The organism is Jatrophihabitans telluris (assembly GCF_023516435.1).
GTDB lineage: Bacteria > Actinomycetota > Actinomycetes > Mycobacteriales > Jatrophihabitantaceae > Jatrophihabitans_A > Jatrophihabitans_A telluris.
Map to the genome: position 1 here is coordinate 2787361 of NZ_CP097332.1, position 25606 is coordinate 2812966.

A 25606-nucleotide genomic window follows, 5' to 3' on the forward strand; every position below is an offset into this window, starting at 1 on the left:
GTTGCTGAGGCGTGCGCGCGGGTCACCGGCCCGGCCGTGCGATGGCCGGACAAGTCAGTGCACGAGACCGGCGGCGACGGTCGCTCCACTGCTCTCGTCGACCAGCAGGAACGCCCCGGTGGAACGGTTGCGGACGTATGGATCGACCACGATCTGCTCGGCCAATCGGATCCGCACGCGGCCGATGTCGTTGAGTCCCATCTCGGCCGCCGCAATCGGCTGCACCGAGGCGATATCGAGCTTGGACTCGACCGCATCGACAACGGCCCGGACGTCGCGAGTGGTGTGCCGCAATTGGAAGCGATCCGCCGAACGCAACGGGCGGTCGGTCAGCCAGCAGAGAGTGGCCTCGATCTCGCGAGTCACCAGCGGAGCCGGCTCGCCGTCCACCACGATCTGGTCGCCGCGAGCGACGTCGATGTCATCGGTCAGCCTGACGGTGACCGAACGCCCTGCCCGCGCCGAGTCCAACTCGCCGGTCGGAGTATCGATTCCGGCCACCGTGGAGAATCGTCCGGACGGCAGGATCTGGACCTTGTCACCTCGGCGTAGCACCCCGGCTTCCACCCGACCGGCATAGCCGCGATAGTCCGGGTAGTCCGAGCTGCGTGGCCGGATCACTACCTGCACCGGCAGCCGGGCCGGCAGATCGGGTCCCGCCGACGGTTCGACGGTCTCGAGGAACTCGAGCAGGGATTCACCCGAGTACCACGGCATATTCTCCGAACGGACGACCACGTTGTCACCCGCCAGCGCCGCGATCGGGATCGGAGTGAAGTGGTCCACGCCAAGGCTCGTGGCGGCCGCGGCGAAGTCGGCGACGATCTCGTCGAAGCGCGACTCGGCGTAGCCCACCAGATCCATCTTGTTGACCGCGAGGACGATCTCGGAAACGCGGAGCAGCGACACCACCGCGAGATGGCGCTTGGTCTGCTCGACCACACCCGACCGCGCATCGGCCAGGATCACCGCGACGTCAGCCGTGGATGCGCCGGTGACTGTGTTCCGGGTGTACTGCACGTGCCCTGGAGTGTCGGCCAGGATGAAAGTGCGCTTGGCAGTCGCGAAGTAGCGGTAGGCCACATCGATCGTGATGCCCTGCTCCCGCTCGGCCCGCAGGCCGTCCACGAGTAGAGCGAGGTCGGCGCCGGCGTACCCGCGCCGTTCCGAGGCCGCTTCGACCGCGGTCATCTGGTCGGCGAGAACCGCCTTGGCGTCGTGCAGCAAACGGCCGACCAAGGTGGACTTGCCGTCATCGACGGACCCTGCCGTGACCACCCGCAGCAAACCACCGGGCATCAGAAATAGCCCTGTCGTTTGCGATCTTCCATGGCGGCTTCACTCGCGCGGTCATCGGCGCGGGTGGCGCCGCGCTCGGAGATGGTGCTGGCGGCGGTCTCGACGACGATGTCGGCCACGGTGCCCGCGGTCGAGGCGACCGCGCCGGTGCAGGTCGCATCCCCGACGGTGCGGTAGCGAACCGATTCGACGCGAGGGGTTTCGCCTTCCCGCACCGGGGTGAACTCGGTCACCGCGAGCAGCATTCCGTCCCGGTCTACGACCTCGCGTTCATGGGCGAAGTAGATGTCCGGAACCTCGATGCCTTCGTGCTCGATGTAGGCCCAGATGTCCAGTTCGGTCCAGTTGGACAGCGGGAAGATCCGGACGTGCTCGCCCCGGCGGTGGCGGCCGTTGTACAGGTCCCACAGTTCCGGGCGCTGATTGCGCGGATCCCACTGGCCGAAGTCGTCACGCACCGAGAAGACCCGCTCCTTGGCCCGCGCCTTTTCCTCGTCGCGGCGCGCGCCGCCGAGCACGGCGTCGAAGCCGTTCGAGGTGATCGCGTCCAGCAACGGCACCGTTTGCAGAGGGTTTCGGGTCTGCCCGGCGGTCTCGGTGACCCGGCCGGAGTCGATCGCGTCCTGCACGCTCGCGACGATGAGCTTGGCCCCCCACTCGGTGACCTTTCGATCGCGGTAGGCGATGACCTCGGCGAAGTTGTGGCCGGTGTCGACGTGCATCAGCGGGAAGGGCAGCCGGGTGGGCCAGAACGCCTTCATGGCCAAGTGGGCCATGACGATGGAGTCCTTGCCACCGGAGAAGAGCAGGACGGGGTTCTCGAACTGACCGAAGACCTCCCGGATGATGTGGATGGCCTCGTCCTCGAGGTCGGTCAGCCAGGCCCGCTCCAGGGAGCCCGACGGCGAACGCAACACCGCGGTCATAGCAAATTCTCCTTCTCCAGCAGTGAAATCAGTTCATCGACGGTGTCGGACACGGTCCGGCCGCTGGTGTCGACGATCAGCTCGGGTTGCAGCGGGGGCTCGTACTCGCCGCCTGGTCCGCCGGTCCCGGTCAGGCCCTGCATGCCTCCCTCACGCTGTTTGGCGTAGAGGCCTTTCACATCGCGCTCGGCGCAGACATCGACCGCGGTCGCCACGTGGATCTCGAGGAAGGGCACCCCGGCCGACTCGTGCAGCGTGCGGACACTGTCGCGCGCCGCCGCGAACGGCGAGACGACCGCGGCCAAAGTGAGCACGCCGTTGCGCGACAGCAGGGAAGAAACCCAGCCGATCCGCGCCACGTTGGCGTCCCGGTCCGCCCTGCTGTAGCCGAGTTCCGGAGACAGCACCGGCCGGACGGCGTCTCCGTCGAGGATCTCCACCCGCCGGTCGTGCTCGGACAGGCGTTCGGCCAGCGCGGTGGCCAGGGTGGTCTTTCCGGCGCTGGGCAGCCCGGTGAACCACAGGGTGGCTCCGGTGCGGGTCTCGACGGAGACGGTCATCGGTGGTGGGGTCCTGATCAGTCGGCGTGATCTCAGCGATCATGTCTGCGGTGGCAGCAGCCTTCGACCGCGCAGCACTGCACGGCGGGCGGGGCCCGGACATGGGGTACGGCTGGCGATCCTCAGCGGGATCGCGGCAAAGCCGTCAGGACATTCGACATGCCGCGCTGACGACGCGCTGCAAATCGACATGCAGGCGAGCGACCAACGGGACGGATGGCATGCCAACAGTGTGACACAACCGCCAGTGACCTCCCAACCGTCGGCAGCGAGACCTTCCTCTCGTTGAGCGCTCTCGTTCAGCGCTCCCCGAAGCCCGATCGGGGCGTGCGCGAACCTGTCCCCGGGGATGTGACACCATCATCAGGTGCGTTCGGCCGGTGACCTGCTGACCTCGCGTCGCCACATCGATCTGGTTCGGGTGGCCGGCGCGAGCTGTTGACGTCCGCCGCAGTACGTCGTCCCACTCATGGGGTCGCGCCCTCGTCCCGCCCGGAACCTGCCGCGCCGCGCCCCGTTCCACCTTTGGAAGGACCGACCGCGAATGGCAGCGGGTAAAGGACAAGGACAGTGGAAGCTCGGATATCGCGAGCCGCTGAATCCCAACGAGCGCAGCAAGCGCGACAACGACGGCCTGCTCGTCAAGCAGCGCATCATCGACATCTACCAGTACACGGGCTTCGACGGCATCGATCCCGGCGACCTGCGCGGCCGCTTCCGCTGGTACGGCTTGTACACCCAGCGAGCCCAGGGCATCCCGGGCGGGCGCACCGCGATCCTGGAGCCGGAGGAGCTCGAGGATCGGTTCTTCATGTTGCGGGTCCGGATCGACGGGGGCCAGCTCACGAGTGAGCAACTGGCCGTCATCGGTGAGATCTCCACGACCTACGGCCGCGACGTCGCCGACATCACCGACCGCCAGAACGTTCAGCTGCACTGGATCCGGGTGGAGGACGTCCCGACGATCTGGGAGAAGCTCGAGGCGGTCGGACTCGACACCACCGAAGCCTGTGGGGACACTCCTCGCGTCATGCTCGGCTGCCCTTTGGAGGGCGTTGCCGCCGACCACATCCTCGACGCGGGTCCAGCCCTGCGTGCCACCGTGGAGAAGTACGTCGGCGATCCCGCGTTCTCGAACCTGCCGCGCAAGTTCAAGACCTCGATCTCCGGCTGCACCCAGCACTGCACGAACCACGAGATCAACGACGTCTCATTCGTCGGCGTCCTAGGTCCGGACGGCACGCCGGGCTTCGACCTGTGGGTGGGCGGTGGACTCTCGACCAACCCGATGTTCGCCAAGCGACTCGGAGTGTTTGTCCGTGAGGACGAGGTGGGCGACGTCTGGGCCGGGGTGTGCTCGATCTTCCGTGACTACGGCTACCGGCGCTCGCGCAATCACGCCCGGATCAAGTTCCTGATGGCCGACTGGGGTCCGGAGAAGTTCCGGCAGGTTCTTGAGGACGAATATCTCGGGCACACCCTGCCGGACGGCCCCGCGCCACCGGCCTCGCCCTCACACCGCGACCACATCGGCCTCATCCCGCAGGCCGACGGGCTGACCGCGGTCGGCGCCACCACCAAGTCCGGCCGAACCAGTGGGCGGGCCCTCAGCGAGATCGCCGCGCTCGCGGCCGAGTTCGGCACGGCCGGAGGCCGGGTCAGGACGACGGCACAGCAAGGTCTGGTGGTGCTCGACATTCCGGCCGCGAAGGCCGAGGACGTCGCCGACCGCCTCGAACTGTTGGGCTTGTCGGCCCGCCCGTCCATCTTCCACCGCGGCACCATCGCCTGCACCGGCATCGAGTTCTGCAAACTCGCCATCGTCGAGACCAAGGCGAGGGCCGAGACGATCCGTGGCGAACTGGAAAAGCGGCTGCCCGACTTCGACACGCCGCTGACCATCAACGTCAATGGCTGCCCGAACTCGTGTGCCCGATTCCAGACTGCCGACATCGGCTTCAAGGGCATCGTGCAGAAGGTCAGGCAGGAGGACGGCAGCTTCACCGACGCCGAAGCGTTCCAGGTTCACCTGGGTGGCCAGCTGGGCAGCGAGGCGGCATTCGGACGCAAGTTCCGTGGCCTGAAGGTGTCGGCCACCGAGGCCCCGGACTACGCCGAACGGGTGCTGCGGGGGTTCCTCGAGCACCGCAAGGATCAGGAATCATTCGCCAGCTACGTGGCCCGCGCCGAAGAGGACTGGCTGCTGTGAGCCCGCGGACCCTTCGGTTTCGGAGGATCGAGGAATGAGCGGGCGCGCCGCACCGTTCTATTGCCCGTACTGCGCCGATGAGGACTTGCGTCCATTCGGCGAAACGCACGGGCAGTGGCGGTGTGGCGCCTGCCAGCGAGTGTTCGCCCTGAAGTACCTGGGCATCGCCGCCGACTGGACCACCGCCCCGAACGTAAAGACGGAGGAGTCGAGCTCATGAGCGTCGCCGTATCCGAACAGCGCGACCTGCAGCATCTTCTCGCGCGCGACGCCGCTGATCTGGAAACCGCCACCGCAACCGAGATCCTGCAGTGGGCCTCGCGGCATTTCGGTTCGGACTGGTGTGTTGCCTCCTCCATGGCCGACGCGGTGCTGCCGCATCTGGCCTCAGCCGTCCAACCCGGTGTCGACGTGGTGTTCCTCGACACCGGTTACCACTTTGCCGAGACGATGGGCATGGCCGACGCCGTTGGCGCCATCCTTCCGGTCACGCTCAAGCGCGTGCTGCCCCTTCGGACCGTCGCCGAGCAAGACGCCGAGCACGGCGCCAAACTTCACGACCGGAACCCGAACCTGTGCTGTGCGCTGCGCAAGGTCGAGCCGCTGCAGCGGGCGCTGGCTCCCTACCGAGCCTGGGCCTCGGGCCTTCGACGTGCCGATTCGGCCGCGCGGTCAGACGTCAAGGTCGTCGAGTGGGACGCGAAACGCGAAATGGTCAAACTCAACCCGATCGCGGCCTGGAGTGACGACGACGTCGACGCCTATATCGCGGCCAACGGAATCCTCGTCAACCCGCTGCTCTCCGACGGCTACGGCTCGATCGGATGCGCGCCGTGCACGCGACGGTTACTGCCCGGTGAGGACGTGCGCGCCGGACGCTGGGCCGGCTCGGACAAGACCGAGTGCGGTCTGCACACCTGAGCGTCACCGGGCGGTGCACTGTCGCTTTGCGTTGGTCATTGCGTTGGCCATTTGCGTTGGCTATTTGCGCTGGTCGTCGCGTCAGCCTTCGTCGCGGCGCCTGATGGCGAACACCGCAAGCCGGGTGAGGCCGAGCACGACGGCGACCCCGAGAACGGCGTAGACGAACAGCTCCAGTTGGGAATGGCCCGCGGGCGAACCCGCTCCGCTGTGCGATGAGGACGCCCTCGCGGGTGATGACGAGGCAGGCGTGCTCGACCGAGGCGGCGAACTCGTCCGCGCCGACTTCGGCACGGCGGGCAGCGGCAGGGCATACACCGCCGATCCGACACCCTCGGAGTCGACCAACACTGTGGACCCGAGCAGTGCGATCCCTTCGCCCAACGGTTGCGGCGGAAGGGCTGTGCGATACGGCTTGCGCTGGAGCGCCGCGACGATCCCCGACGCGCTGACGGGCCAGAAGTACGCATCCGTGTACGTCCTCACCACGAGCAGCGAGCCATCGGCCGACATGCTCGCACCGGTCGCCGTCAACTGCCCCACGGCGTTCGGGCCGCCCGGCGTTCCGGTGAAGGAGAAGTCGATCTGCGCGACTCGCTGAAGGGTCTGAACAGACCGTTTCGGGGTGGCCGGCACCCGGTACACGACCGTCGCGCCGAGCAAGGACTTCGTGAAGATGTACATGCGATGATCGATCGGATCGACAGCCAAGGACTCCGCGTTGACCGGGCCGTCCGGGTAGCGCAGACGCCACACGGCGGTCAGTGGCACGGTTACGTCTTGCTCGGCCAGCCCTGTCAGATGTGGCTCGGACACCTCATAGATCTGAATTTGGCCGCGGGTCTCGCTGTTGTCCCCGATATCGGCGAGGAAGATCGAGGCGACGCCGCGGGCATTGCGCGACACCGCGAGGTCTTCCCAGTCCACGTTCTTCGCGCCGGCCACGGATACCACCGATCTCGTCTGACCGGTTTGGCCGTCCACGGCGAAGAATCGGGCACTGTCGCCGCTGTCGTTCTGCAGGTAGCGAATCGAGGGTGAGGCGATGCCCACCCCGAGACCGCTGGCCTCCACGACCCGCGCGTCGGCGATCCTGAAGAGTTCCCGACCGGGGGCGTGGGCCGAGGCCACCGGGGCCAGGGCGCCGCACAGCCCCGAAACGGTCAGCAGCACCGCGGCCGCCATCCAGCGCATGCGGGCAACCCTCTCACGCCCGGCTCCCGGCGCGGGTCAGGGCGGTTGCGGTTGCGGTTTTGAGCGTCGGCCTGGCAACGAGGGCAACCTCAACGGACGACGGCGCGCAACAAGGGCAACCTCAACGGACGACCGCGCGCAACAAGGGCAACCTCAACGGACGACCGCGCGCAACAAGGGCAACCTCAACGGACGACCGCGCGCAACAAGGGCAACCTCAACGGACGACCGCGCGCAACAAGGGCAACCTCAACGGACGACGGCGCGCAACAAGGGCAACCTCAACGGGGATACCGTGGGCGAATGGACGACTTGCACCCCAACTGCGTCCGGATCAACGCGATCCTGGCCGAGGCCGGGCTGCCGGGACGGGTCCGGATCCTGCCTGAGGCGGCCCCCACCGCGGTCGCCGCCGCCGAGCAGATCGGCTGCTCCGTCGGCGCCATCGCCAACTCCCTGGTGTTCGCCAGCGCCGAGAACGAGCCGATCCTCGTGCTCGCCAGCGGTGCCCACCGCGTCAACACCACGGCGGTGGCGTCTTATCTCGGGACCGCAACGCTGAAACGGGCCACTCCGGAGTTCGTTCGGGCCGCCACCGGCCAGGTCATCGGCGGTGTCGCACCAATCGGGCACCCCGCTCCGTTGCGGACCCTGCTGGATGTCGATCTTGCCCAGTACGACGAGGTCTGGGCCGCGGGCGGTATCGCGCACGCCGTGTTCGCCATCGAGTACGGACAGCTGCTGAAACTCACGGCAGCCGAGGCGATCGAGATCAGCTGACGTCCCCCGCCCGGGGCCGGTCCGCGGCACGTCGCACATCGGTCTCGTCCGGGCGCTAACCTGCTTCAATGACCCGGCAGGCACCCGAATCGGCGCCCGAGTTCGACTATGTCGTGGTCGACATAGGTCACGAGCATCTGCCTGCGGTTGTGAGCGAGGCGATGGCGATCTACGTCGCCGCCATGGGTTACCAGCCGGGCGTGGGCAAGCAGCGCGCGGCGCACGTGCTGCGCCATTCCGAATTCGCCGAGTTCCGCTTTCGCGCGGCGATCAACGGGCATGGCCGCCTCATCGGTTTCGCCTACGGCTACACCTCGGTCCCGGGGCAGTGGTGGCACGATCTGGTCCGCAAGGCTGTGGGGCGCTCCGGTACGTCGTGGTTGGAGCACGCGTTCGAGCTCTCCGAACTGCACGTATCACCGGCAAGTCAAGGCCAGGGCACGGGCGAGCAGATCCTGAGATCGCTGGCCGCCGACCTCCCGCACCGCACGATGGTGCTGTCAACGCCCGAGGGCGACAATCGGGCGTGGCGGCTCTACCGCCGGCTCGGTTTCGTCGATCTGGCGCGCAACCACCTGTTTCCCGGCGACCACCGACCCTTCGGCGTCCTCGGCGCTGAGCTGCCGCTTGCCGGGCGGGACTGACGCAACCGCCCACACCCTGCTGGCCCGGTCAGCGAGTTGCCGGCATGCCGATCAGGTTCCCCCACACCTCACGAGTGGCCTTGGAGCGGTTGAAGGTGATGAAGTGGATGCCCGGAATCCCCTCGGCCAGCAGCCGATCCGCCAGCAGCGATGCTTCTTCGATCCCGAGCGCCCGAACCGCGGCCGGATCGTCGGCCACGGCTGCGAACTTGGCCTGCAACGCGGCGGGGAACGGCGCCCCGGACAGCTGCTCGGAACGATCGATCGTCGCCATCCGGGTCACCGGCATGAGGCCCGCCAGGATCGGTACGTCCGACCCGGCGGCCGCGACTCGGTCCCGCAGCCGCAGGTAGTCCTCGGCCTGGAAGAACATCTGGGTGATCGCGTAGTCCGCGCCCGCCCGGCACTTGGCCACGAACTGGGCGGTGTCGTCCTCGACCGTGGCCGAGCGCGGGTGCTTGTAGGGGAACGCGGCGACGCCGACGGTGAAATCGCCGCAGGACCGGATGAGTTCGACGAGGTCGCTCGCGTACTGGATGCCCTCCGGGTGCGCGATCCACTCCCCCATCGGATCGCCGGGCGGATCACCCCGGATGGCGAGCACGTTGGAGATCCCGGCATCGGCCAGCCGGCCGATGATTCCTCGCAACTCGGCCACCGAATGGTCCACCGCGGTGAGGTGGGCGACGGGAAGCAGTGTCGTGTCGCTGGCGATGTGCTCGGTGATCTCGATCGTTCGGTCGCGGGTGGTGCCGCCGGCCCCGTAGGTGACCGAGACGAAGTCCGGTCGCAGGGACTCCAGCTCCCGAATGGTCGTCCACAACAGGCGCTCGTCGGCCGCGGTCTTGGGCGGGAAGAACTCGAAGGAGAAGGTGGGTTTGCCCTCGCCGAAGGCGTCCCGGACCGATCGCGACATGGGCTAAGCGTAGTGTCCGCCAGCGTGAGCAGCAGCCAGCCCACGCCCGGACCCGCCCCATCGGTGCTCGAGCGGATCAACAGCGCGCTGTCGGAGTTTCTGGACCATCAGCGCCACACCCTTCTCGACATCCACCCGGATCTGTCCCTGCTGGCCGACGCGGCCGAGAGCGCGGTGATGGCCGGCGGCAAACGGCTGCGGCCGACATTCGCCTACTGGGGGTGGCGTTCGGCGCGTCCGGCGGGCTCCCCCGGCGAGCACGAGCTGTTCCGGGCGGCGGCCAGCCTCGAGCTGTTGCAGGCGTGTGCGCTGGTGCACGACGACCTGATGGATGACTCAGATACGCGCCGCGGGCAGCCCGCGGCGCATGTCCGGTTCGCCAGCGAACACACCCGGGCGGGTTGGCCGGGACCCGCCGGACGCTTCGGCTTGTCCGGCGCCGTCCTGCTCGGGGACCTGTTGCTGTCGTGGGCGGAGGAGCTGTTCGACTCGGCCCAGGAGGCCGCGGCAGCCGCCGGCGCCGTCGCGGCTGAGCACGCCCGCGCCTGCCGGCGTGAGTTCGACGCCATGCGCACCGAAGTGGTGGCCGGTCAGTTTCTCGATGTGCTCGCCCAGACCCGGGCCGGCTTCGACGTCCAGGAAGCCCTGCGGGTCATCGAATTCAAGACGACCAAGTACACGATCCAACGTCCGCTGCTGCTCGGGGCCCGCGCGGCCGGGGCCCCTGCCGAGCTCACCCACTCGCTGGCCGAATACGGCTACGCGCTGGGTGAGGCCTTCCAGCTGCGCGACGACCTGCTGGGTGTCTTCGGCGACCCGGTCGAAACCGGCAAGCCGGCCGGCGACGACCTGCGCGAGGGCAAGCGGACGTACCTGCTCGCGGTGGCGATGCAACGGGCCGACGAGCAGCAGGCGACGCTGCTGCGACAGCAGATCGGCGACCCCAAGCTCGAGGCGGCGGACGTGGAGCAACTGCGCGAGCTCCTGGTGGCCACCAACGCTGTCGCCGACGTCGAGGCCCGGATCAGCGATCGCGCCGCGGCGGCGGAACAGATCCTGAGCAGGTCGTCGATCTCTCGCGAGGCCCGCGCCGCACTGTCCGCGCTCGCCCAAGCTGCCGCTCACCGAACCTTCTGAAGGCCGCCGGAAACGATCCGCCGCGTGAGCGCGTTCCGGTCCGACCGCCGCGCGGTGTGAGCGTCGGTGGCATCTGAGACGATTACCCGGTGGTGAACACCGGGCAACGAGCGAGCACCGGCAGCGCTCCCCGCACCCTGGCCACGGTCGAACGATGGGTCGACTGGGACCTGCGCCGGATCGCCGCCGCCGGGCTGACGGCGACCCTGCTGATCGCGATCGGCAGCTACGGTGCGGGCTCGCTGCCGGCCAACGACCCGACCCGCCATATCCCGGTCATCGGGTTGCTTCGCCACGGCTGGCTGGGGTTGCACGCCTCGCTGAGTGCCTACTACCTCGGTCTGGCGCTGCTGACCGCGACGTGGCTGATCCTCGGCCGGGTGTTGCTGACCGGCTCCGCCCATGGGACCCTGCCGGTCACCGAGGACCACCTTCTGCACGCCGACGCCGGCACCGCCGGGGGTCTCCCGGCCGCGGCCGACGGCTCGGTGATCGACCCACGGCGACTGCGCACCGTCCTCATCCGCTGGATGCTGCCGTTGCTGGTGGCGATGCCGTTGGCCAGCCAGGACCTCTACTCCTACGCGGCGCAGGCACGTCTGGCCGAGGCCGGGTACGACCCGTACAAGTTCACGCCGGCCGATCTGCCCGGCAAGTTCCTCGACAACGTCGCGTGGAAGTGGCTCGACACGCCCTCCCCCTACGGGCCGCTCTGGGTGACGGTCTCCCGCTGGACGGCCACCATCACCGGCGACCACGCCCTGATCACCGCTATGGTGCTGCGGCTGATTCCCTTCGCCGCCATCCTGGGCATGGCCTGGCTGATCCCTGGGATGGCCCGCCACCTGGGCCATCGCGGCGATCTGGCCCTGTGGCTGGCGATCGCGAACCCGCTCGTGCTCGTGCACGGGGTGGGCGGTGGCCACAACGACGCGGTGATGGTGTTCCTGCTCGTGGCCGGTCTGGCCGTCGTGTTGCGAGAAGGCGCCGGCTGGCGAGCACTGGCCGGCGCCGCCGCTCTGATGGCGCTGTCCGCGGCGGTCAAGGCGCCAGGAGCGATCGGTGTGGCCTTCGTCGTCCCGGTCTTCATGGCCGGCCGCGCGGAGCTGCGCGTCCGGGACTGGTTGCGGGCCTGCCTGATCGCTGCGGCGGTCGCCGTCCCGGTGTTCTCGCTGATCACGTGGATGGTCGGCTACGGAAACGGCTGGATCAAACAGGTCTCCCCGACCATTCCGGTGATCAGCCTGATGTCGATCCCCACCGTCCTGGGCGTGCTCTACAACCTCGCCACCGGCCAGCCCCACGCCGGCACCTTGGTCGACCACACCGTTCGGGCGTTTCGTCGCGTCGGCACCGTCGTCAACGCCCTCGTCCTGACCTACCTCTGGTTCCGGGCCGTACGCGGGTCGGCTTTGCAGCTGTTCGCACTGGCTCTGGTCTCGGTGGTGTTGCTCAGCCCCGCCGTCCAGCCGTGGTACTTCACGTGGGCGCTGGCCCCGGCAGCGCTCTTCCTGTCCCAACCGCGCGGGATCTTCTGGGTGGCCTTCGTGTCGGTGGCGTTGACGTTCCTCGTCCAGCCGATGGGCTCGGGTGTCGGCCTGACCGCCTACGTTCCGACCGTCCTCGTCGGCGCCTTCGCGGCCCGGTCGTTGCTCGGCCCGGTCGTGCAGCGCGTTCGGACCTAGGTTCGGTCGGCCACCACCGGCGGTCAGCGGCCACGACGTGGCGACCCGCCGTTGCGCCGGCGGCCGAGCGCCACCCAGCAGGCGAGGGTGAGCAGGATCAGGGCGAATCCGAAGCCGATGTCCTCCACCGGGGCGTAGGCGATCCGCAGCCCGAGGATGTCCGCGGCGGAGTAGCGCACGACCGGGATCCCGGTGAGCACGCCGTTGACGAGCAGCTGGAACACCAGGCAGATCCCGTAGCTGAACCAGAACGCGCGCCGACGCACCAGCGCCGTTCGCAGCACGGCCAGGTCGACGGTCACGGCCCCGGCCAGGGCCAGGACGACCAGCACGGTGTAGCTCATCTGCGGGTCATCCCGTCGCTGCCGTTGCTGCTGTTGTCAGCCGAGGGCTCGTCGCCGATCAACCAGTCCGGTCGACGCCGGCGCACGGCTTCCAGCGTCAGTACCGCGCACAGGGGAATGACGGCGAAGAACAGGATCTCCTCGACGGGCAGGCCCGCCAGCCGAAGTCCGATGAGGTAGCCATCCGCGAAGGACCAGTGACCGGCGTGCACGGCGTAGAGGTCCCACGCGGTGCCGAGCAGCAGCCCGGGAAGCAGAGCGAGGAGCAAGCGTCTCGGTCGGGAGTAGACCTGAGTGCGCAGGAGGATCTCCAGCGGAGCCGTCCCGACCAGACAGGCCGCCAACAACCCGAGGTAGGTCAGATGCCGCACGCCGCCCCCGCCGTCGAGCGAGTGCTCAGAATCCGGCGGCCTGAGCGCGCCGTTTGACCTCCGTACCACGGTTCTCGGCCAGTGCTTGGGCGGGAGTGCCAGGCAGCGAATCGTCTTCCCGGTACAACCACGCGACGATGTCCTCGTCGCCGTAGCGGGCGTCGCGCAGCAGGGTGATCACGCCGGGCAGGCCCTTGACGACGGCGGCAGCGTTACGGCCACCCCCAGCTCCGGGGACGAGCAGCCCGCGCGGCACACTGCGGCGCCCCTGGGCATCGGCGACGGCCACCAGCTTGCCGTCCTTGAGCAACTGGTGAACGACGGTGATCTGCACGTCGAGCAGCTCGGCCGCCTCGGGCAGCGGAATCAGGTCAGGAGGGAGGTCGGACATGTCACCAGCCTGCCACGCCCGCCACCGGTTACCGGATCCGCCAGCCCTCCCGGTTCGGTTCCGGCGATTCGGCGGCATCGGCGTCGGTGAACGGCCGGCCGGCCGGCAGGGACCCGAGCAGCTCGGGCAGCCCTCGGACCCCGGCGGGGAAGGGCTGTCGGACAACCTCGCGCCGCAGCGCATCGACGTCGAAAGCCTGGTCGGTGGCCGCGAGGACGACGTTGCCGAAACGCCTGCCCTTGAGCACGTCGTTGGAGGCGACCAGGACGATGTCGGCGAACCGGGTCCGCAGTCCGGCCAGCACCCGCCGGATGTAACGCATGCCCGGCTCGTCCACGAGGTTGGCCAGCAGGAGGCCGTCCGGGCGCAGCACCCGCGCCACGTCGGCGATGAACTCGGCCGTGGTCAGTTCCGCCGGGACCCGACCGTCGTCGTAGGCGTCGAGGATGACGAGGTCCGCACTGCCGGCAGCGAGCGCCGCGACCCCGGAACGACCGTCCTGCGAACGAATCCGGATCCGGTGATTCCGGGGTAGGGGCAGCTGCTGACGCACGAGATCGGTCAGCTCGGTGTCCGGCTCGAGGACGACCTGGGTCGACCCCGGCCGAGTGACGGCCAGGTAGCGCGGCATGGTCAGCGCCCCGCCGCCCACATGGGTGGTGGCCAGCGGGCCGGGGCGCCAGATCTCGAGCACGCTGGCGAAGAACTGGATGTATTCGAAGTCGAGGTAGGTGGGGTCGTCGAGGTCGACGTAGGACTGTCGTACCGCGTCCATCACGAGCATCACGCCACCGGGATGGTCCTCGTCGGCGATCAGTTCGATGCGCGGACGCCCGGTCTGGGCAGGCGGACGAGCGGGCATTGCCCGAGCGTACTGAGCCCGGCCCGGGTCGTCGGAGCCCGGCCGACGGCCCTCCTCAACCACATCGGCCCAGGTGCGCGCATGCTTGGCAGGCCGGGGGTCGCGGGCCGGCCCGGTGAGTCGCGAGCCCAGCTTTCGGGCACAACCTAGAATTGCGGGGTGCAAACGGCCATGGGAGACCCAATCGTGGGTCGAGTCCTCGACGGCCGCTACCGGGTCAAGCAGAGTTTGGCCCGGGGCGGCATGTCGACCGTGTACACCGGGCTGGACGAACGGCTCGATCGCGAGGTCGCGATCAAGGTCATGTCCTCGGCGCTGTCCACCGACCCCGCCTTCGCGGATCGCTTCACCCGGGAGGCCCGGGTCGCGGCGCGGCTGTCCCACCCGAACGCCGTGTCGGTCTATGACCAGGGCACCGACGCCGGCCACGTCTTCCTGATCATGGAACTGGTGCGCGGGCGCACCCTGCGCGATCTGCTGCGCGAACGTGGCGCCCTGAGCCCCGCCCTCGCCGTCTCGCTCATGGAACCGGTGCTCGGCGCGCTCGCCGCCGCCCATCGTGCCGGGCTGGTGCACCGCGACGTCAAGCCGGAGAACATCCTGCTCTCCGACGACGGGGCGGTGAAGGTGGCCGACTTCGGCCTGGCCCGCGCGATCGAGGCCGACGCCAGCAACACGCGGACCGGCCTGATGATGGGCACCGTGGCCTACTGCCCGCCTGAGCAGATCTCGCGCGGCCACGCCGATGCCCGCTCGGACGTGTACTCCGCCGGCGTCGTCCTGTTCGAACTACTCACCGGAACCGCGCCTTACACCGGCGACAGTGCGATGTCAGTGGCCTACCAGCACGTCAACTCGACCGTGCCGCTGCCCAGTTCCCGCCGGGCCGGCATCCCGACGCCGATCGACGACCTGGTGCGCCGCGCGACCAGCCGTGAACCGTCCGGACGTCCCCTCGACGCCGGCGCGTTCCTGGCCGAACTGCACGACATCCGCCTCGACCTGGCGCTGCCCGTGGTTGGTGTTCCCCCACGCCGCCCGGCGGCCGATCCGAACGCGACCCAGATCATCCCGACCGCGGCAGCTGACTACCCCGGCCCGCCCGGGGCCCGGCACACCGCGGAGTCGGCGACGGCGCCTACCCACGGCGGACGCCCCCCAGCGCGAGGCAACGGCACCGCGGTCAGCAGGCGTCCGGGTGTCGAGCGCACGCCGAGCCCGTCCCGCGACGAGGCGCGTCGCCGGGCCATGGCCGAGCGACGGCGCCGGGCACGGCTGCGGTCCACGGTCATTGTTCTCGTCATCCTGCTGCTGGGCCTGGCCACCGGTTACGGAGCCTGGTGGTTGACCGTCGGCCGCTACCGCTCGGTGCCGAACGTGACCGGCCTGAGCGCCAGCGCGGCGACGCAAACCCTGCGGGACAAGGGTTTCGCGGTCTCCTCGGCGGTCCGCCAGCAATACTCGGAGCAGTACCCCGCCGGGCAGATCATCGCCACCGACCCGGGCGCGTCCTCGCATCAGCTCAAGGGGCAACTGGTCACGCTGGTGCTGTCCAAAGGTGCGGAGAGATACACGATTCCCGACGTCGCCGGCAAGAAGGCTGCCGACGCGGCAAAGGCGTTCTCGGGTATGCCGCTTAACGTCGTGGACAGCCAGCAGGCCGATGGCACGGGCAAGGTCGACAAGGGCACCGTGATCGGCACCAACCCGCCGAAGGGCAGCGAGGTCAAGCGCAACGCCAACGTCACGATCTTCGTGTCGTCCGGGCCGCCGGCGGTGACGGTGCCCGACGTGCAGAACCAGAAGAAGGACGATGCGACCAAGGCCTTGACCGACGCCGGGTTCCAGGTAACGGTGCAGCAGGACTACTCCGACAGCGTGCCGGACGGCTCGGTGATCTCGCAGACGCCGGGCGCGAAGTCCTCCGCCTTGAAGTTCAGCTCGGTGACCATCGTGGTGTCCAAAGGGCCCGAGCTGGTGACCCTGCCGAAGATCAAGAACGGCACCGACGCCAACGAGGCGAAGCAGACGCTGGAAAGCCTCGGGCTCGTCGTCTCGATCGACACCCGCTACGGCGGCTTCCTGAACAAGGTCGTCGGCATGGACCCCAAGGCGGGCACGCAGGTCCGCCGGGGCGACACCGTCACGCTCACCGTCGTCTGAGCGGCGCCTGGCTAGGCTGTGGCCATGGTGATCGTGATGGCTCCGTCCGCGTCCGACAACGACATCGCAGGAGTCGTCGCCCACGTGGAGGCCCACGGCGGCCAGGCGTTTGTGAGCCGAGGCGTCTCCCGCACCATCATCGGTGTGGTCGGCTCGGAGGCCGTTCTGGAAACGCTCGGTGCCGACGGGCTTCCGGGTGTCGCGGACACCAAACGCATCACCGCGCCGTACAAGCTTGTCTCGGCGGCCAACCACACCAAACGCTCGACGGTGCGGGTCGGCGGTGTCCCGATCGGCCCCGACACCTTCACCCTGATCGCCGGTCCCTGTGCGGTCGAGACGCCGGAGCAGACCTACGCCTCCGCGCTGCTCGCCAAGCGCGCCGGCGCCACGATTCTGCGCGGGGGTGCCTACAAGCCGCGGAGCTCGCCCTATGCGTTCCAGGGGCTGGGCTTGGACGGGTTGAAGGTACTCGCCGAGGTGCGCGAGGCGACGGGCCTGCCGTTCGTGACCGAGGTGCTGGACACCAAAGACGTCGAGGACGTCGCCGAGCACGCCGACATGCTGCAGGTCGGCACGAGGAACATGCAGAACTTCGGGCTGCTGCAGGCGGTCGGTGGCACGGGCAAGCCGGTGATGCTCAAGCGCGGTCTCGCCGCGACGTACGAGGAATGGCTGATGGCCGCGGAATACATCGCCCAGCGCGGCAACCTCGACATCGTCCTGTGCGAACGAGGCATCCGCGGGTTCGAACCGTCCATCCGCAACATGTTCGACGTCTCGGCCGTGCCGATGATGCAGATCCTGTCGCACCTGCCGATCATCGTCGATCCATCGCACGCGGCGGGACGCCGGGACCTGGTGGTTCCGTTGGCGCGGGCCGGCATCGCCGCGGGTGCCGACGGCGTGATGGTGGACGTCCATCCCAATCCCGAGGCGGCCCTGGTGGACGGAGCTCAAGCGCTGACGGGCGAATCGCTGGACGAGTTGGCCCAGGCGGTCACGACTCTGCCGGCGCTGCTCGGCCGTACCTCGGCGGCACACCGGGCCGGCTGACCGCTGCGTCGGCTCCGAGCGTGTCAGGAAACGGCGACGCTCGTGCAGTACTGGGGAGAGGCGACGCCGGCGCCGACGTTGCCGGCCTGGACGCAGATCCGGTGGCTCCCGGCAGATGCCTTGTAGTTGAAGGTGAATCCGTGGCGCCCGGTCAAGCCGTAGGCCTTGTTCACGTCGGCACGCAGCGATTCCGTGGGCCGTGCGACGACCTTGCGGCCATCGTCGTAGAACGCCACGTTGATGGCCCTGCTCCGGGCGTCCGGGTCGAAGGCCCAGCCAGTCACGACTGCCGTCCGTCCCACCACCGTGACGCTGTCGACGTGTAGTCGAGGTTCGCGCACGCTCGGCGCGGCCAGGGTCGTGCCGATCGCTGACAGCAGGGCCGACCGCGCCGTGGTCTTGAGATAATCGGCTGACGGCGAAGCGGGAAACTCGATGGTGACCGCGATGGAGTTCCGCTGGTTGTCGGTGACCCAGCCGGTCATCGAGCCGTAGCAGAACCCTCCGCAGGTGAACGGCTTGAGGGTCAGGCCGAGCCGTTTGGCCAGCGCCGCGACGAAGCGTGGGTGCAACCTGCCGCCGTCGGTGGTGTCCATACCGTTCAGGGGCTGGTGCATGGAAATCAGGAATTTGGGTCTGACCCTCGAGAGAAAGGCGTACATCGCGCGGGTCTCGGGCTCGGACAGCGCCTTCGGGCCGGAGTAGAACTGACCGGTCAGGCGCCTCCAGTGGTCGGGCCAGTTCCGGTTCAGGTCGACCCCGTGGGCGTTCTGGCGAGTTCCGTGGGCGGCACCGTCGGGATTCATGGTCGGAACAACCCAGACGTCAGCACCGAGAACGGCTCTGGGCAACGCGATGATCGCGCGCGCGACCACTGTCCCGGCCGGCTCGTTTCCGTGCATCTGGCCCAGGATGACCGCCTTGACCGTGCTGTAGGGATCCCCGATCCGGTAGGCAACGATCGGCCGACCCTGCACGCTGTGACCAATCACGCTAGTGGATTGCACTGCCGCAAAGCCGGGAACCGCCGACGCAGGACGGGATCCGGTCGGCAGCACAACGCCTGCGAACAGCACCAACGCCATCAAGCCGAGCCACACGCGAGTCCAGACACGCTCTGGACGACGGGCGATTCGGTGCGCTGCCATGCTCCACGGTCTCCTGCGGTGGTGGGGGGCGGCGAGCGGGGGCCCGCAGGCCCACCCTGTCAGGGTTCGGCCACGGCCGCCACTTCTGCGGGTGGGATCGGCCGAGCACAGGGCCGAGGCCGGGTATGGCCAGCGATGGAGAGCGCTCACGCACGCAGAGCGGCCGAGCTTGCGCGGAGACCGTCAGGCAGGCAGGAACTGCGTGCGGATCTCGTTGGCGCCCGAAGGCGTGGCCGCCTCGTAGTACACCCGCCAGCCGGCGAGCCGGCCGCCACCTACCGGCACGATACTGGCGTAGCGAAGGGTGCCACGGCCGTGCTGGGACTGGCCCACGATCGCGGGATCGCTGACCACGAAGGGCATCGCCAGACCTGGGGCGCTCGCGTGCCCGGTTCGTTCGTACCAGTTCTCCTCCGCCGAACGACGGCCGTCGTAGTAGGCATCGGCCGAGCCGTCGGCGTTGTGACGCACCGTCGTCAACCGGCGCCCGCGCCGATCCCAGCCCGACAGACCCGGCGCCAGAACCTGGACCGGGTCCGACCACGTCTGCCCGTCGACGCTGCTGGTGTAACGGGTGGTCATCCGATCCTCGGACCCGGCCACGTCGAGCGGGTGGCAGCACAGCCAGGCATGCCAGCGCCCGTCACGATCGATCAGCACGACCGGGTCCTTCACCGCGACCGCGTCGTCGCCCGGCCACACGACGACCCGGTCTCCGGCAGGCAGGTCCTCCGGGGCGTCGGCGTCCAGGGCGTCGATGCGCCAGTGCTTGGATCCCTCGGTGGACAGGCTGAGGAAGATCCGCCAACCACCGTCCGGACGGCGTACCACCGCCGGACGTTCGAGCGAGGCGGTGCCGAGTTCATCCTTGTCGAACAGAGCGATCGTCGTGAATGCGACGCCGTCATCGGATCGAGCAAGCACGTTGGCGTAGCCGCGGCCGTCGTTCACCGGTCGGCGTAATCGGTAGGCCAGGTAGTAGGTGCCATCGTCGTAGAACGCGCTCGGTGCGCCGGCCCAATTACCGTCGCCCTCGGCCGGGGGCGCAATGACCAGCTCACCGGCGGACGGATCGAGCGACGGCAGAGCCGGCCCGCTCATGCCGCCTCGGTCACGAGCGGCCGGAGGACCGCCGCCGCCCTTTCGACACCGGATTCGTCGACGTCCAGGTGCAGCACGAGCCGCAGGAACGTCGGGCCCAGAGCCGATACCAACACCCCCTGCGCCCGTGCGGCCGCGGCGACGGCGGGTGCGTCGGTCACCGAGAGCACCACGATGTTGGTCTCGACCGTACCGGCGGCCACGCCGAGCTGGTCGGCCAGCCAGCGGGCCCGCTCATGATCGTCGGCGAGGCGTTTGATGTTGTTCTGCAAGGCGAACCGCCCCGCGGCGGCGATGATCCCGATCTGGCGCATCCCCGCGCCGTAACGTTTGCGCCAGATCCGGGCTTCGGCGATTCGCGCGGCGTCGGAGACCAGAACCGAGCCGATGGGTGCGCCCAATCCTTTGGACAGGCATACCGACACGGTGTCGAACCCGGCGGCGAGCGTTGACAATGGCGTGCCGCTCGCCACGTGTGCGTTCCAGAGCCGAGCACCGTCCAGGTGCAGTCCCAGGCCGTGGCGACGGCCGAGTTCCTGCACGGCTCGGACCTCCTCCGCCGGCTGGACCGTCCCCCCGCCGAAGTTGTGGGTGTTCTCCACGGCGATGGCCGTGGTGGAGACCAGGTACGGGCCGGCGTCCGGAGTGATGATCTCCGCGACGTCGGCCGCCGCCAGCCGGCCCCGCTCGGCGCGCCAGGTGCGGGTGGTGATTCCGGAGAACGTCGCCGCCGCGCCGAGCTCGGCCCGGACCACATGAGCGGTCGAATCGCAGGCCAGTTCCTCACCGGGTTTCACCAGCAGACGCAGGCCCAGTTGGTTCGACAGCGACCCGGACGGCACGAACAGGGCTGCCTCGTATCCCAGCAGCGCCGCAACCTCGGCCTCCAGAGCATTGCCCTCGGGATCGTCGCCGTAGACGTCGTCGCCGACCTCGGCCTCCGCCATGGCCGACCGCATCGCCGGACTCGGCTTGGTCACGGTGTCGGAGCGGAGGTCGACCACGGGGTCAGACACAGACTTCTGCCTTTGTTCGTAGGGTTTCTGTTCTATTCGTCGCCGGAGAGAAGCTCGCGGTGGCGGCGATCGGCGACGAGCCGTTCGGCGACCCTGAAGGCCAGCTCCAGGGACTGCTCGATGTTGAGTCTCGGGTCGCACGCGGTCTCGTAGCGACGCCCAAGATCGGCCGCGGTCAGGTCGGCCGTTCCGCCGATGCATTCGGTGACGTCGTCGCCGGTGAGCTCGACGTGCAGGCCACCGGGATGGGTGCCCAGGCCGGCGTGGACGTCGAAGAACCCGTCGACCTCGTCGATGATCCGGTCGAGGTGCCGGGTCTTGACACCGTCGGCGGTCTCCTCGGTGTTGCCGTGCATCGGATCGCACTGCCACACGACCAGGTGCCCGGTCGACTGGACCTTCTCGATGATCGGCGGCAGCGCGTCACGGACCTTGGAGTTGCTCATCCGGCTGATCAGGGTGAGCCGTCCTGGCACGCCGTCCGGGTCGAGCCGTTCCACCAGCTCGGCGGCGAACTCCGGCGTAGTGGTCGGTCCGAGTTTCACCCCGATGGGGTTGGCGATCCGCGACACGAAGTCCAGGTGGGCACCGTCCATCTGACGGGTGCGCTCCCCCACCCAGACGAAATGGCCGGACAGGTCATAGGCGCGCGCGCCGTTGCCGTCGTTCTCGACCCGGGTGAGCGCGCGTTCGTACTCCAGGATCAGCGCCTCGTGGCTGGCGAACAGCTCCACCCCGTCCAGGGCGGCGTCGTGGACGCCGCAGGCGCGCATGAACCGGACGGCGCGATCGATCTCAGCGGCCAGCTGCTCGTAGCGGTTTCCGGTCTCGGTGTTGCGCGCGAATGCGGTGTTCCACGCGTGCACCTTCTCCAATGCGGCCAGGCCGCCGCCGGCGTAGGCCCGCAGCAGGTTCAGCGTGGAGGCGGCGGTGGAGTACGCGCGCATGATGCGGTGTGGGTCCGGGGTGCGTGCGGCGACGTCGCCGTGCAGCTCGTTGACCATGTCGCCGCGGTAGGAGGGCAACCCGAACGCGTCCAGATCGGTGGAACGGGGTTTGGCGTACTGGCCGGCCATCCGGCCCAGCTTCACGACCGGCATCGACGCGCCGTAGGTCAGCACCACCGACATCTGCAGCAGGATGCGCACCTTGCCGGCGATATCCGCCTGCGACGACGTGGCGAAGGTTTCGGCGCAGTCGCCGCCCTGCAGCAGAAACGCCTCGCCCCGGGCTACCTGGCCCAGCCTGGCGGTGAGCGCGTCGACCTCGGAGGCCACGACGAGCGGGGGCATCCCGGCCAGGGTCTGGGCCACCTCGCGCAGCACCGCCGGGTCGGGCCAGTTGGGCTGCTGAGCGGCCGGCAGCGAGCGCCACGCGTCAAGCTTCAGCGGGTCGGGCTGGATGGACATGCTCGGATCGGCCGTGATGCTCACCTGTCAAGGGTAGGCAGTCCCGCAACCCGTTCCGACAGCGGGCCGCCCGCGCCAGCGCTCAGCCGAAGAAGACTTCCGCCTCGCTGTAGAAGGAGGGCGGGACGGTCTTGAGCTCGGTCGTGGCCTCGGCCAGGGGCACCCGCACGATGTTCGTCCCCTGCAGCGCTACCATCTTGCCCCAGTCCTCGTCGTGGACGACATCGATGGCGTGCAGGCCGAAGCGGGTGGCCAGCACCCGGTCGAACGCGGTCGGAGTGCCGCCGCGCTGGATGTGGCCGAGCACCGTGGTACGGGCCTCCTTGCCCGTCCGGGCCTCGATCTGGCCGGCCAGCCACTCGCCGATACCCCCGAGCCGCACGTGCCCGAAGGCGTCCAGGCCCTTGTCGAGGGTGACCATCTCACCCTCGTCGGGCTGGGCTCCCTCGGCAATGACGATGATCGGGGCGTAGTGCGACTGGAAGCGGCTTTCCACGTAGGCGCACACGCGCTCCAGCGAGAATCGCTGCTCGGGAATGAGAATGACATTGGCACCGCCGGCGAGTCCGGCGTGCAGCGCGATCCAGCCCGCGTGCCGGCCCATGACCTCCACGATGAGCGCGCGGTGATGGGACTCCGCCGTGGTGTGCAGTCGATCGATCGCCTCCATCGCGATGTTCACCGCGGTGTCGAAGCCGAAGGTGTAGTCGGTGGCGTTGAGGTCGTTGTCGATGGTCTTGGGTACCCCGACCACGTTGACGCCCTGATCGTGCAGCTGGGTCGCCACCCCGAGGGTGTCCTCGCCGCCGATGGCGACCAGCGCGTCGATACCCATGTCGGCCAGGTTCTGGCGGATCCGGCCGACGCCGCCCTCGATCTTGTACGGATTGGTGCGCGAGGAACCCAGGATGGTTCCACCGCGGGGCAGGATGCCGCGCACTTCGGGAATTCCGAGCGACATGGTCAGGCCCTCCAACGGACCCTTCCAGCCGTCGCGGAAGCCGACGAACTCGTAGCCGTAGATGCCCGCGCCCTTGCGGACGACGGCCCGGATGACGGCGTTCAGGCCGGGGCAATCCCCGCCGCCGGTCAGCACCCCAATGCGCATACGAGCTGTCCTCTCACCGATCTCGCGTTCGCTGCCCGGTCGCGGGTGGTACTTACCCACCCTCAACCGCGAGCGAGCCTAACGCGATCTCGGTCCGGTTCGACAGCACCGCGCTGATGACGCGCCACTTGGCCAGGTTGTGGCGGGCATCGGCCAGGGCGTCATGGGCGTCGGCCGGGGCGGGCGGCAGCTCCGGCGAGCCGGCGAGTTCCCAGTGCTGGCGCAGTTCGTGGGTGAAGCGGGGGATCTGGCGCGGCAGTGCGCGCATGTCACCCCAGAGCTGGGCCAGTACGACGTGGTCGTAGCCGGCCAGCCACGCCCACAGTTCGATCGGTTCACCCGGCTCGGTCAGAAACGCCAGCAGGTCATCGCGGATCTGCCCCCGGGATCGCCACGCCCGGTCCGCCGGGGAGGGCAGTTGGCTCAGCACGTGCTTGCGCACCCACGGGATGGCCCGGGATTCGTCGAACTCGGTGGACACCGCGTAGAACTCGCGCCCGTCCTCGGCCACGGCGCCGATCGACACCAACTCGATCGTTCGGCCGTCCTCGATGAACTCGCAGTCGTAGAAGAAACGCACCAGGTGCTGCCTAGCCCGCTCGCTCGGACGACATCCGGTCGCTGTTCGTCGAGCCGACGGCGTCGGCGTGGTTGATTCCCCGCTTGGCTCCGAAGCCCAGGTCGGCTCCGGTGGCCAGCTTCACCTTGGCGGCGTAGGTGTCCACGTATTCCTGGCCCGACAGTTGCATGAGTTCGTACATGATCTCGTCGGTCATGGACCGTTCCACGAACCGGTCCCCGGCCATGCCCTCGTAGCGGGAGAAGTCCAGCGGCGTCCCGAACCGGATACCGGGCCGGGGACGCAGTCGCGGAAGCTTGCGCCCGGTGGGCTGCACCTTGTCGGTGTCGATCATGGCCACCGGGATCACCGGGACACCGGCCTCCAGGGCCATCCGGGCCACGCCCGTTTTGCCCTTGTACAGCCGACCGTCCGGGGATCGGGTTCCCTCCGGATAGATGCCCAGCAGATCACCCTGGGAAAGGATCCGGACGCCCGCGACCAACGCACCGCGGGCGGCGTCCTTGTCGTCGCGATCGATCGGGACCTGGCCGATGCCCGAGAAGAAGAGACGGGAACCAAGACCCTTCAGGCCCGGCGTCGTGAAGTACTCGGCCTTGGCCAGGAAGGTGACCCGGCGCCGCACCATCAGCGGCAGGAAGAAGGAGTCGCAGAACGACAGGTGGTTGCTGGCCAGGATCGCCCCGCCGTGCTCCGGGATGTTCTCCGCGCCCTCGACCCAGGGACGCCAGACCCCCTTCAGCCACGGGCCGAGCCCGATGTACTTCAGGAACCAATACAACACAGCCGCAGCCTCCTGAGGCACACATCGAGCGGGTCTTGCTGATTGGACGGTCACGAGCTGGGTGGAACCTGACCTTAGCCGTGCGGTGGCGCCCGGGACAATCGAGAGCCCGAGTGCGTGCGGGTGACAGGGCGGCTCGTAGCGTGATGTGATACCAGGCAGTAACCGCCGACCGATCCAGCCGCAGCTTTGCCCCGTCCCAGACACCGAGCTTCAAGGAGTCCCACCGTGCCCCTGTTATCCGGTGCCGAGCCGTTCTCCGCCGACGGGCCAGGCACGACCGGGCGGGTGGGGGTCCTGGTGAGCCACGGGTTCACCGGCACTCCGGCCAGCATGCGTCCCTGGGCTGAGCACCTCGCCGAGGCCGGGTACACGGTGCGCCTGCCCCGGCTCCCGGGCCACGGGACCCGGTGGCAGGACCTCAACGACACGAAGTGGACGGACTGGTACGGCGAGATCAGCCGGGCCTACGCCGAGCTGAGCGAGCGCTGCGACGCCGTCTTCGCGTGCGGGTTGTCGATGGGCGCGACGCTGGTGACGAAGCTGGCCGAGGACCACGGTTCGGCGATCGCCGGGCTGGTGCTGGTCAACCCCGCCTACGGGACGCTGCGCAAGGACGCCGCGTTCGCCCGGTACCTGACCTGGGCGGTGAAGTCTCGGCCGGGAATCGGAAGTGACATCAAGAAGGTTGGCGAGCGCGAACCGGGCTACGACCGCACCCCGTTGAAGGCGTTCGTCTCACTGCAGGCGCTGTGGAAGATCGTTGTGGCCGACCTGGGCAAGGTCAGCGCACCGATCCGCTTCTACCATTCCAGCGAGGATCACGTCGTCGACGATCTGTCCGGACGGCTCCTGCGCGCCGGCGCCACCGCGACCACCGTCGAGGAGATCACCCTCGCCGATAGCTATCACGTCGCAACCATGGACAATGATGCCGAGACCATCTTCGCCGGTAGCGTTGACTTCATCCGTCAGCACACGGCGGCATCGATCGAGGATTGA

At 68.7% G+C, this 25606-nt stretch carries 27 protein-coding genes; 11 read left to right on the forward strand and 16 right to left on the reverse strand.

What is annotated here, in order from left to right; translation table 11 throughout:
* Positions 1-54: 54 nt before the first annotated feature.
* From M6D93_RS12945 to cysC, 3 genes are read right to left on the reverse strand one after another with little or no spacing between them, the layout of a single operon-like run.
* Positions 55-1299: a sulfate adenylyltransferase subunit 1 gene (locus M6D93_RS12945; RefSeq protein ID WP_249769683.1), complete on the reverse strand. Its 1245-nt coding sequence runs from the start codon at positions 1297-1299 to the stop codon at positions 55-57.
* Complete coding sequence (gene cysD, locus M6D93_RS12950) at positions 1299-2225, reverse strand: sulfate adenylyltransferase subunit CysD (RefSeq protein ID WP_249769684.1); 927 nt, start codon at positions 2223-2225, stop codon at positions 1299-1301. The genes M6D93_RS12945 and cysD overlap by 1 nt, the downstream gene beginning before the upstream one ends.
* Positions 2222-2785: an adenylyl-sulfate kinase gene (gene cysC, locus M6D93_RS12955; RefSeq protein WP_249769685.1), complete on the reverse strand. Its 564-nt coding sequence runs from the start codon at positions 2783-2785 to the stop codon at positions 2222-2224. The genes cysD and cysC overlap by 4 nt, the downstream gene beginning before the upstream one ends.
* A gap of 367 nt (positions 2786-3152) precedes the next feature.
* Between cysC and M6D93_RS19650 the strand changes: the two genes are divergently transcribed.
* The 4 genes from M6D93_RS19650 (at position 3153) to M6D93_RS12970 (ending at position 5915) form a co-directional block, all read left to right on the forward strand.
* Positions 3153-3227: a putative leader peptide gene (locus M6D93_RS19650; RefSeq protein WP_430667236.1), complete on the forward strand. Its 75-nt coding sequence runs from the start codon at positions 3153-3155 to the stop codon at positions 3225-3227.
* A gap of 102 nt (positions 3228-3329) precedes the next feature.
* A complete protein-coding gene (locus M6D93_RS12960; RefSeq protein ID WP_249769686.1) occupies positions 3330-4994 on the forward strand; it encodes a nitrite/sulfite reductase in 1665 nt (554 codons plus the stop codon).
* A 34-nt stretch (positions 4995-5028) separates the two neighbouring features.
* Positions 5029-5214, forward strand: a complete 186-nt coding sequence (locus M6D93_RS12965; protein WP_249769687.1) for a hypothetical protein — start codon at positions 5029-5031, stop codon at positions 5212-5214.
* Complete coding sequence (locus M6D93_RS12970; RefSeq protein ID WP_249769688.1) at positions 5211-5915, forward strand: phosphoadenylyl-sulfate reductase; 705 nt, start codon at positions 5211-5213, stop codon at positions 5913-5915. Before M6D93_RS12965 ends, M6D93_RS12970 begins: the two co-directional genes overlap by 4 nt.
* A gap of 81 nt (positions 5916-5996) precedes the next feature.
* On the opposite strand, the gene M6D93_RS12975 is transcribed toward M6D93_RS12970, so the two are convergent.
* A complete protein-coding gene (locus M6D93_RS12975) occupies positions 5997-7109 on the reverse strand; it encodes a hypothetical protein (RefSeq protein WP_249769689.1) in 1113 nt (370 codons plus the stop codon).
* A 303-nt stretch (positions 7110-7412) separates the two neighbouring features.
* Here M6D93_RS12975 and M6D93_RS12980 point away from each other — a divergent pair, with 303 nt between their 5' ends.
* Both M6D93_RS12980 and M6D93_RS12985 read left to right on the forward strand, forming a co-directional pair.
* Positions 7413-7889, forward strand: coding sequence for a YbaK/EbsC family protein (locus tag M6D93_RS12980; RefSeq protein WP_249769690.1), 477 nt, complete (start codon positions 7413-7415; stop codon positions 7887-7889).
* A 68-nt stretch (positions 7890-7957) separates the two neighbouring features.
* On the forward strand, positions 7958-8533 hold the full coding sequence (locus M6D93_RS12985) for a GNAT family N-acetyltransferase (protein ID WP_249769691.1): 576 nt from the start codon (positions 7958-7960) through the stop codon (positions 8531-8533).
* Positions 8534-8561: 28 nt separating this feature from the next.
* Here M6D93_RS12985 and metF read toward each other — a convergent pair whose 3' ends face one another.
* Entirely contained in the window at positions 8562-9449 is an 888-nt protein-coding gene (metF, locus tag M6D93_RS12990; protein ID WP_249769693.1) for a methylenetetrahydrofolate reductase [NAD(P)H], read from the reverse strand.
* Between the two features lie 24 nt (positions 9450-9473).
* Here metF and M6D93_RS12995 point away from each other — a divergent pair, with 24 nt between their 5' ends.
* Together M6D93_RS12995 and mptB are read left to right on the forward strand one after the other, a co-directional pair.
* The gene (locus M6D93_RS12995) at positions 9474-10586 is read left to right on the forward strand and encodes a polyprenyl synthetase family protein (RefSeq protein ID WP_249769695.1); all 1113 of its coding nucleotides are present in this window, start codon (positions 9474-9476) and stop codon (positions 10584-10586) included.
* 89 nt (positions 10587-10675) lie between these two features.
* Positions 10676-12271 (forward strand): polyprenol phosphomannose-dependent alpha 1,6 mannosyltransferase MptB, encoded by a 1596-nt coding sequence (mptB, locus tag M6D93_RS13000; RefSeq protein WP_249769697.1) that lies wholly within the window; start codon positions 10676-10678, stop codon positions 12269-12271.
* 23 nt (positions 12272-12294) lie between these two features.
* On the opposite strand, the gene M6D93_RS13005 is transcribed toward mptB, so the two are convergent.
* From M6D93_RS13005 to M6D93_RS13020, 4 genes are read right to left on the reverse strand one after another with little or no spacing between them, the layout of a single operon-like run.
* Entirely contained in the window at positions 12295-12615 is a 321-nt protein-coding gene (locus tag M6D93_RS13005) for a lycopene cyclase domain-containing protein (protein ID WP_249769699.1), read from the reverse strand.
* Complete coding sequence (locus tag M6D93_RS13010) at positions 12612-12986, reverse strand: lycopene cyclase domain-containing protein (protein ID WP_249769701.1); 375 nt, start codon at positions 12984-12986, stop codon at positions 12612-12614. The genes M6D93_RS13005 and M6D93_RS13010 overlap by 4 nt, the downstream gene beginning before the upstream one ends.
* A 25-nt stretch (positions 12987-13011) precedes the next feature.
* A complete protein-coding gene (locus tag M6D93_RS13015; protein ID WP_249769703.1) occupies positions 13012-13377 on the reverse strand; it encodes an Rv2175c family DNA-binding protein in 366 nt (121 codons plus the stop codon).
* A 28-nt stretch (positions 13378-13405) separates the two neighbouring features.
* Entirely contained in the window at positions 13406-14239 is an 834-nt protein-coding gene (locus M6D93_RS13020) for a spermidine synthase (RefSeq protein ID WP_249769704.1), read from the reverse strand.
* Between the two features lie 171 nt (positions 14240-14410).
* Here M6D93_RS13020 and pknB point away from each other — a divergent pair, with 171 nt between their 5' ends.
* Both pknB and aroF read left to right on the forward strand, forming a co-directional pair.
* Entirely contained in the window at positions 14411-16402 is a 1992-nt protein-coding gene (gene pknB, locus M6D93_RS13025) for a Stk1 family PASTA domain-containing Ser/Thr kinase (protein ID WP_249769705.1), read from the forward strand.
* A gap of 24 nt (positions 16403-16426) precedes the next feature.
* Positions 16427-17458 carry a 3-deoxy-7-phosphoheptulonate synthase gene (gene aroF, locus M6D93_RS13030; protein ID WP_249769706.1) on the forward strand — a complete coding sequence of 344 codons (1032 nt, stop codon included), beginning with the start codon at positions 16427-16429 and terminating at the stop codon, positions 17456-17458.
* A gap of 23 nt (positions 17459-17481) precedes the next feature.
* Here aroF and M6D93_RS13035 read toward each other — a convergent pair whose 3' ends face one another.
* From M6D93_RS13035 to M6D93_RS13065, 7 genes are all read right to left on the reverse strand, one after another.
* A complete protein-coding gene (locus M6D93_RS13035) occupies positions 17482-18450 on the reverse strand; it encodes a M14 family zinc carboxypeptidase (protein WP_249769707.1) in 969 nt (322 codons plus the stop codon).
* Positions 18451-18789: 339 nt separating this feature from the next.
* Entirely contained in the window at positions 18790-19707 is a 918-nt protein-coding gene (locus M6D93_RS13040) for a hypothetical protein (RefSeq protein WP_249769708.1), read from the reverse strand.
* Entirely contained in the window at positions 19704-20723 is a 1020-nt protein-coding gene (locus tag M6D93_RS13045; RefSeq protein WP_249769709.1) for a threonine aldolase family protein, read from the reverse strand. Before M6D93_RS13045 ends, M6D93_RS13040 begins: the two co-directional genes overlap by 4 nt.
* Positions 20724-20755: 32 nt before the next feature.
* The gene (locus tag M6D93_RS13050) at positions 20756-22132 is read right to left on the reverse strand and encodes a class II 3-deoxy-7-phosphoheptulonate synthase (protein ID WP_347343639.1); all 1377 of its coding nucleotides are present in this window, start codon (positions 22130-22132) and stop codon (positions 20756-20758) included.
* Between the two features lie 82 nt (positions 22133-22214).
* Positions 22215-23240, reverse strand: a complete 1026-nt coding sequence (locus M6D93_RS13055) for a 6-phosphofructokinase (RefSeq protein ID WP_249769711.1) — start codon at positions 23238-23240, stop codon at positions 22215-22217.
* Between the two features lie 52 nt (positions 23241-23292).
* Positions 23293-23820, reverse strand: coding sequence for a polyadenylate-specific 3'-exoribonuclease AS (locus M6D93_RS13060; protein ID WP_249769713.1), 528 nt, complete (start codon positions 23818-23820; stop codon positions 23293-23295).
* A gap of 10 nt (positions 23821-23830) precedes the next feature.
* A complete protein-coding gene (locus M6D93_RS13065; protein WP_249769714.1) occupies positions 23831-24604 on the reverse strand; it encodes a lysophospholipid acyltransferase family protein in 774 nt (257 codons plus the stop codon).
* Between the two features lie 228 nt (positions 24605-24832).
* Between M6D93_RS13065 and M6D93_RS13070 the strand changes: the two genes are divergently transcribed.
* Entirely contained in the window at positions 24833-25606 is a 774-nt protein-coding gene (locus M6D93_RS13070) for an alpha/beta hydrolase (protein ID WP_249769715.1), read from the forward strand.

Excerpts from the sequence above, each read along its gene's own strand:
- M6D93_RS13040 (WP_249769708.1), bottom strand. The coding sequence starts at position 19,707 with ATGAGCGGGCCGGCTCTGCCGTCGCTCGATCCGTCCGCCGGTGAGCTG.
- metF (WP_249769693.1), bottom strand. The coding sequence starts at position 9,449 with ATGTCGCGATCGGTCCGGGACGCCTTCGGCGAGGGCAAACCCACCTTC.
- pknB (WP_249769705.1), top strand. The coding sequence starts at position 14,411 with ATGGGAGACCCAATCGTGGGTCGAGTCCTCGACGGCCGCTACCGGGTC.
- M6D93_RS12970 (WP_249769688.1), top strand. The coding sequence starts at position 5,211 with ATGAGCGTCGCCGTATCCGAACAGCGCGACCTGCAGCATCTTCTCGCG.
- M6D93_RS12975 (WP_249769689.1), bottom strand. The coding sequence starts at position 7,109 with ATGCGCTGGATGGCGGCCGCGGTGCTGCTGACCGTTTCGGGGCTGTGC.
- M6D93_RS13015 (WP_249769703.1), bottom strand. The coding sequence starts at position 13,377 with ATGTCCGACCTCCCTCCTGACCTGATTCCGCTGCCCGAGGCGGCCGAG.
- M6D93_RS13050 (WP_347343639.1), bottom strand. The coding sequence starts at position 22,132 with ATGTCCATCCAGCCCGACCCGCTGAAGCTTGACGCGTGGCGCTCGCTG.
- cysC (WP_249769685.1), bottom strand. The coding sequence starts at position 2,785 with ATGACCGTCTCCGTCGAGACCCGCACCGGAGCCACCCTGTGGTTCACC.
- M6D93_RS12985 (WP_249769691.1), top strand. The coding sequence starts at position 7,958 with ATGACCCGGCAGGCACCCGAATCGGCGCCCGAGTTCGACTATGTCGTG.
- M6D93_RS13020 (WP_249769704.1), bottom strand. The coding sequence starts at position 14,239 with ATGCCCGCTCGTCCGCCTGCCCAGACCGGGCGTCCGCGCATCGAACTG.
- M6D93_RS12945 (WP_249769683.1), bottom strand. The coding sequence starts at position 1,299 with ATGCCCGGTGGTTTGCTGCGGGTGGTCACGGCAGGGTCCGTCGATGAC.
- M6D93_RS13005 (WP_249769699.1), bottom strand. The coding sequence starts at position 12,615 with ATGAGCTACACCGTGCTGGTCGTCCTGGCCCTGGCCGGGGCCGTGACC.
- M6D93_RS12965 (WP_249769687.1), top strand. The coding sequence starts at position 5,029 with ATGAGCGGGCGCGCCGCACCGTTCTATTGCCCGTACTGCGCCGATGAG.
- aroF (WP_249769706.1), top strand. The coding sequence starts at position 16,427 with ATGGTGATCGTGATGGCTCCGTCCGCGTCCGACAACGACATCGCAGGA.
- M6D93_RS12980 (WP_249769690.1), top strand. The coding sequence starts at position 7,413 with ATGGACGACTTGCACCCCAACTGCGTCCGGATCAACGCGATCCTGGCC.
- cysD (WP_249769684.1), bottom strand. The coding sequence starts at position 2,225 with ATGACCGCGGTGTTGCGTTCGCCGTCGGGCTCCCTGGAGCGGGCCTGG.
- M6D93_RS13055 (WP_249769711.1), bottom strand. The coding sequence starts at position 23,240 with ATGCGCATTGGGGTGCTGACCGGCGGCGGGGATTGCCCCGGCCTGAAC.
- M6D93_RS12960 (WP_249769686.1), top strand. The coding sequence starts at position 3,330 with ATGGCAGCGGGTAAAGGACAAGGACAGTGGAAGCTCGGATATCGCGAG.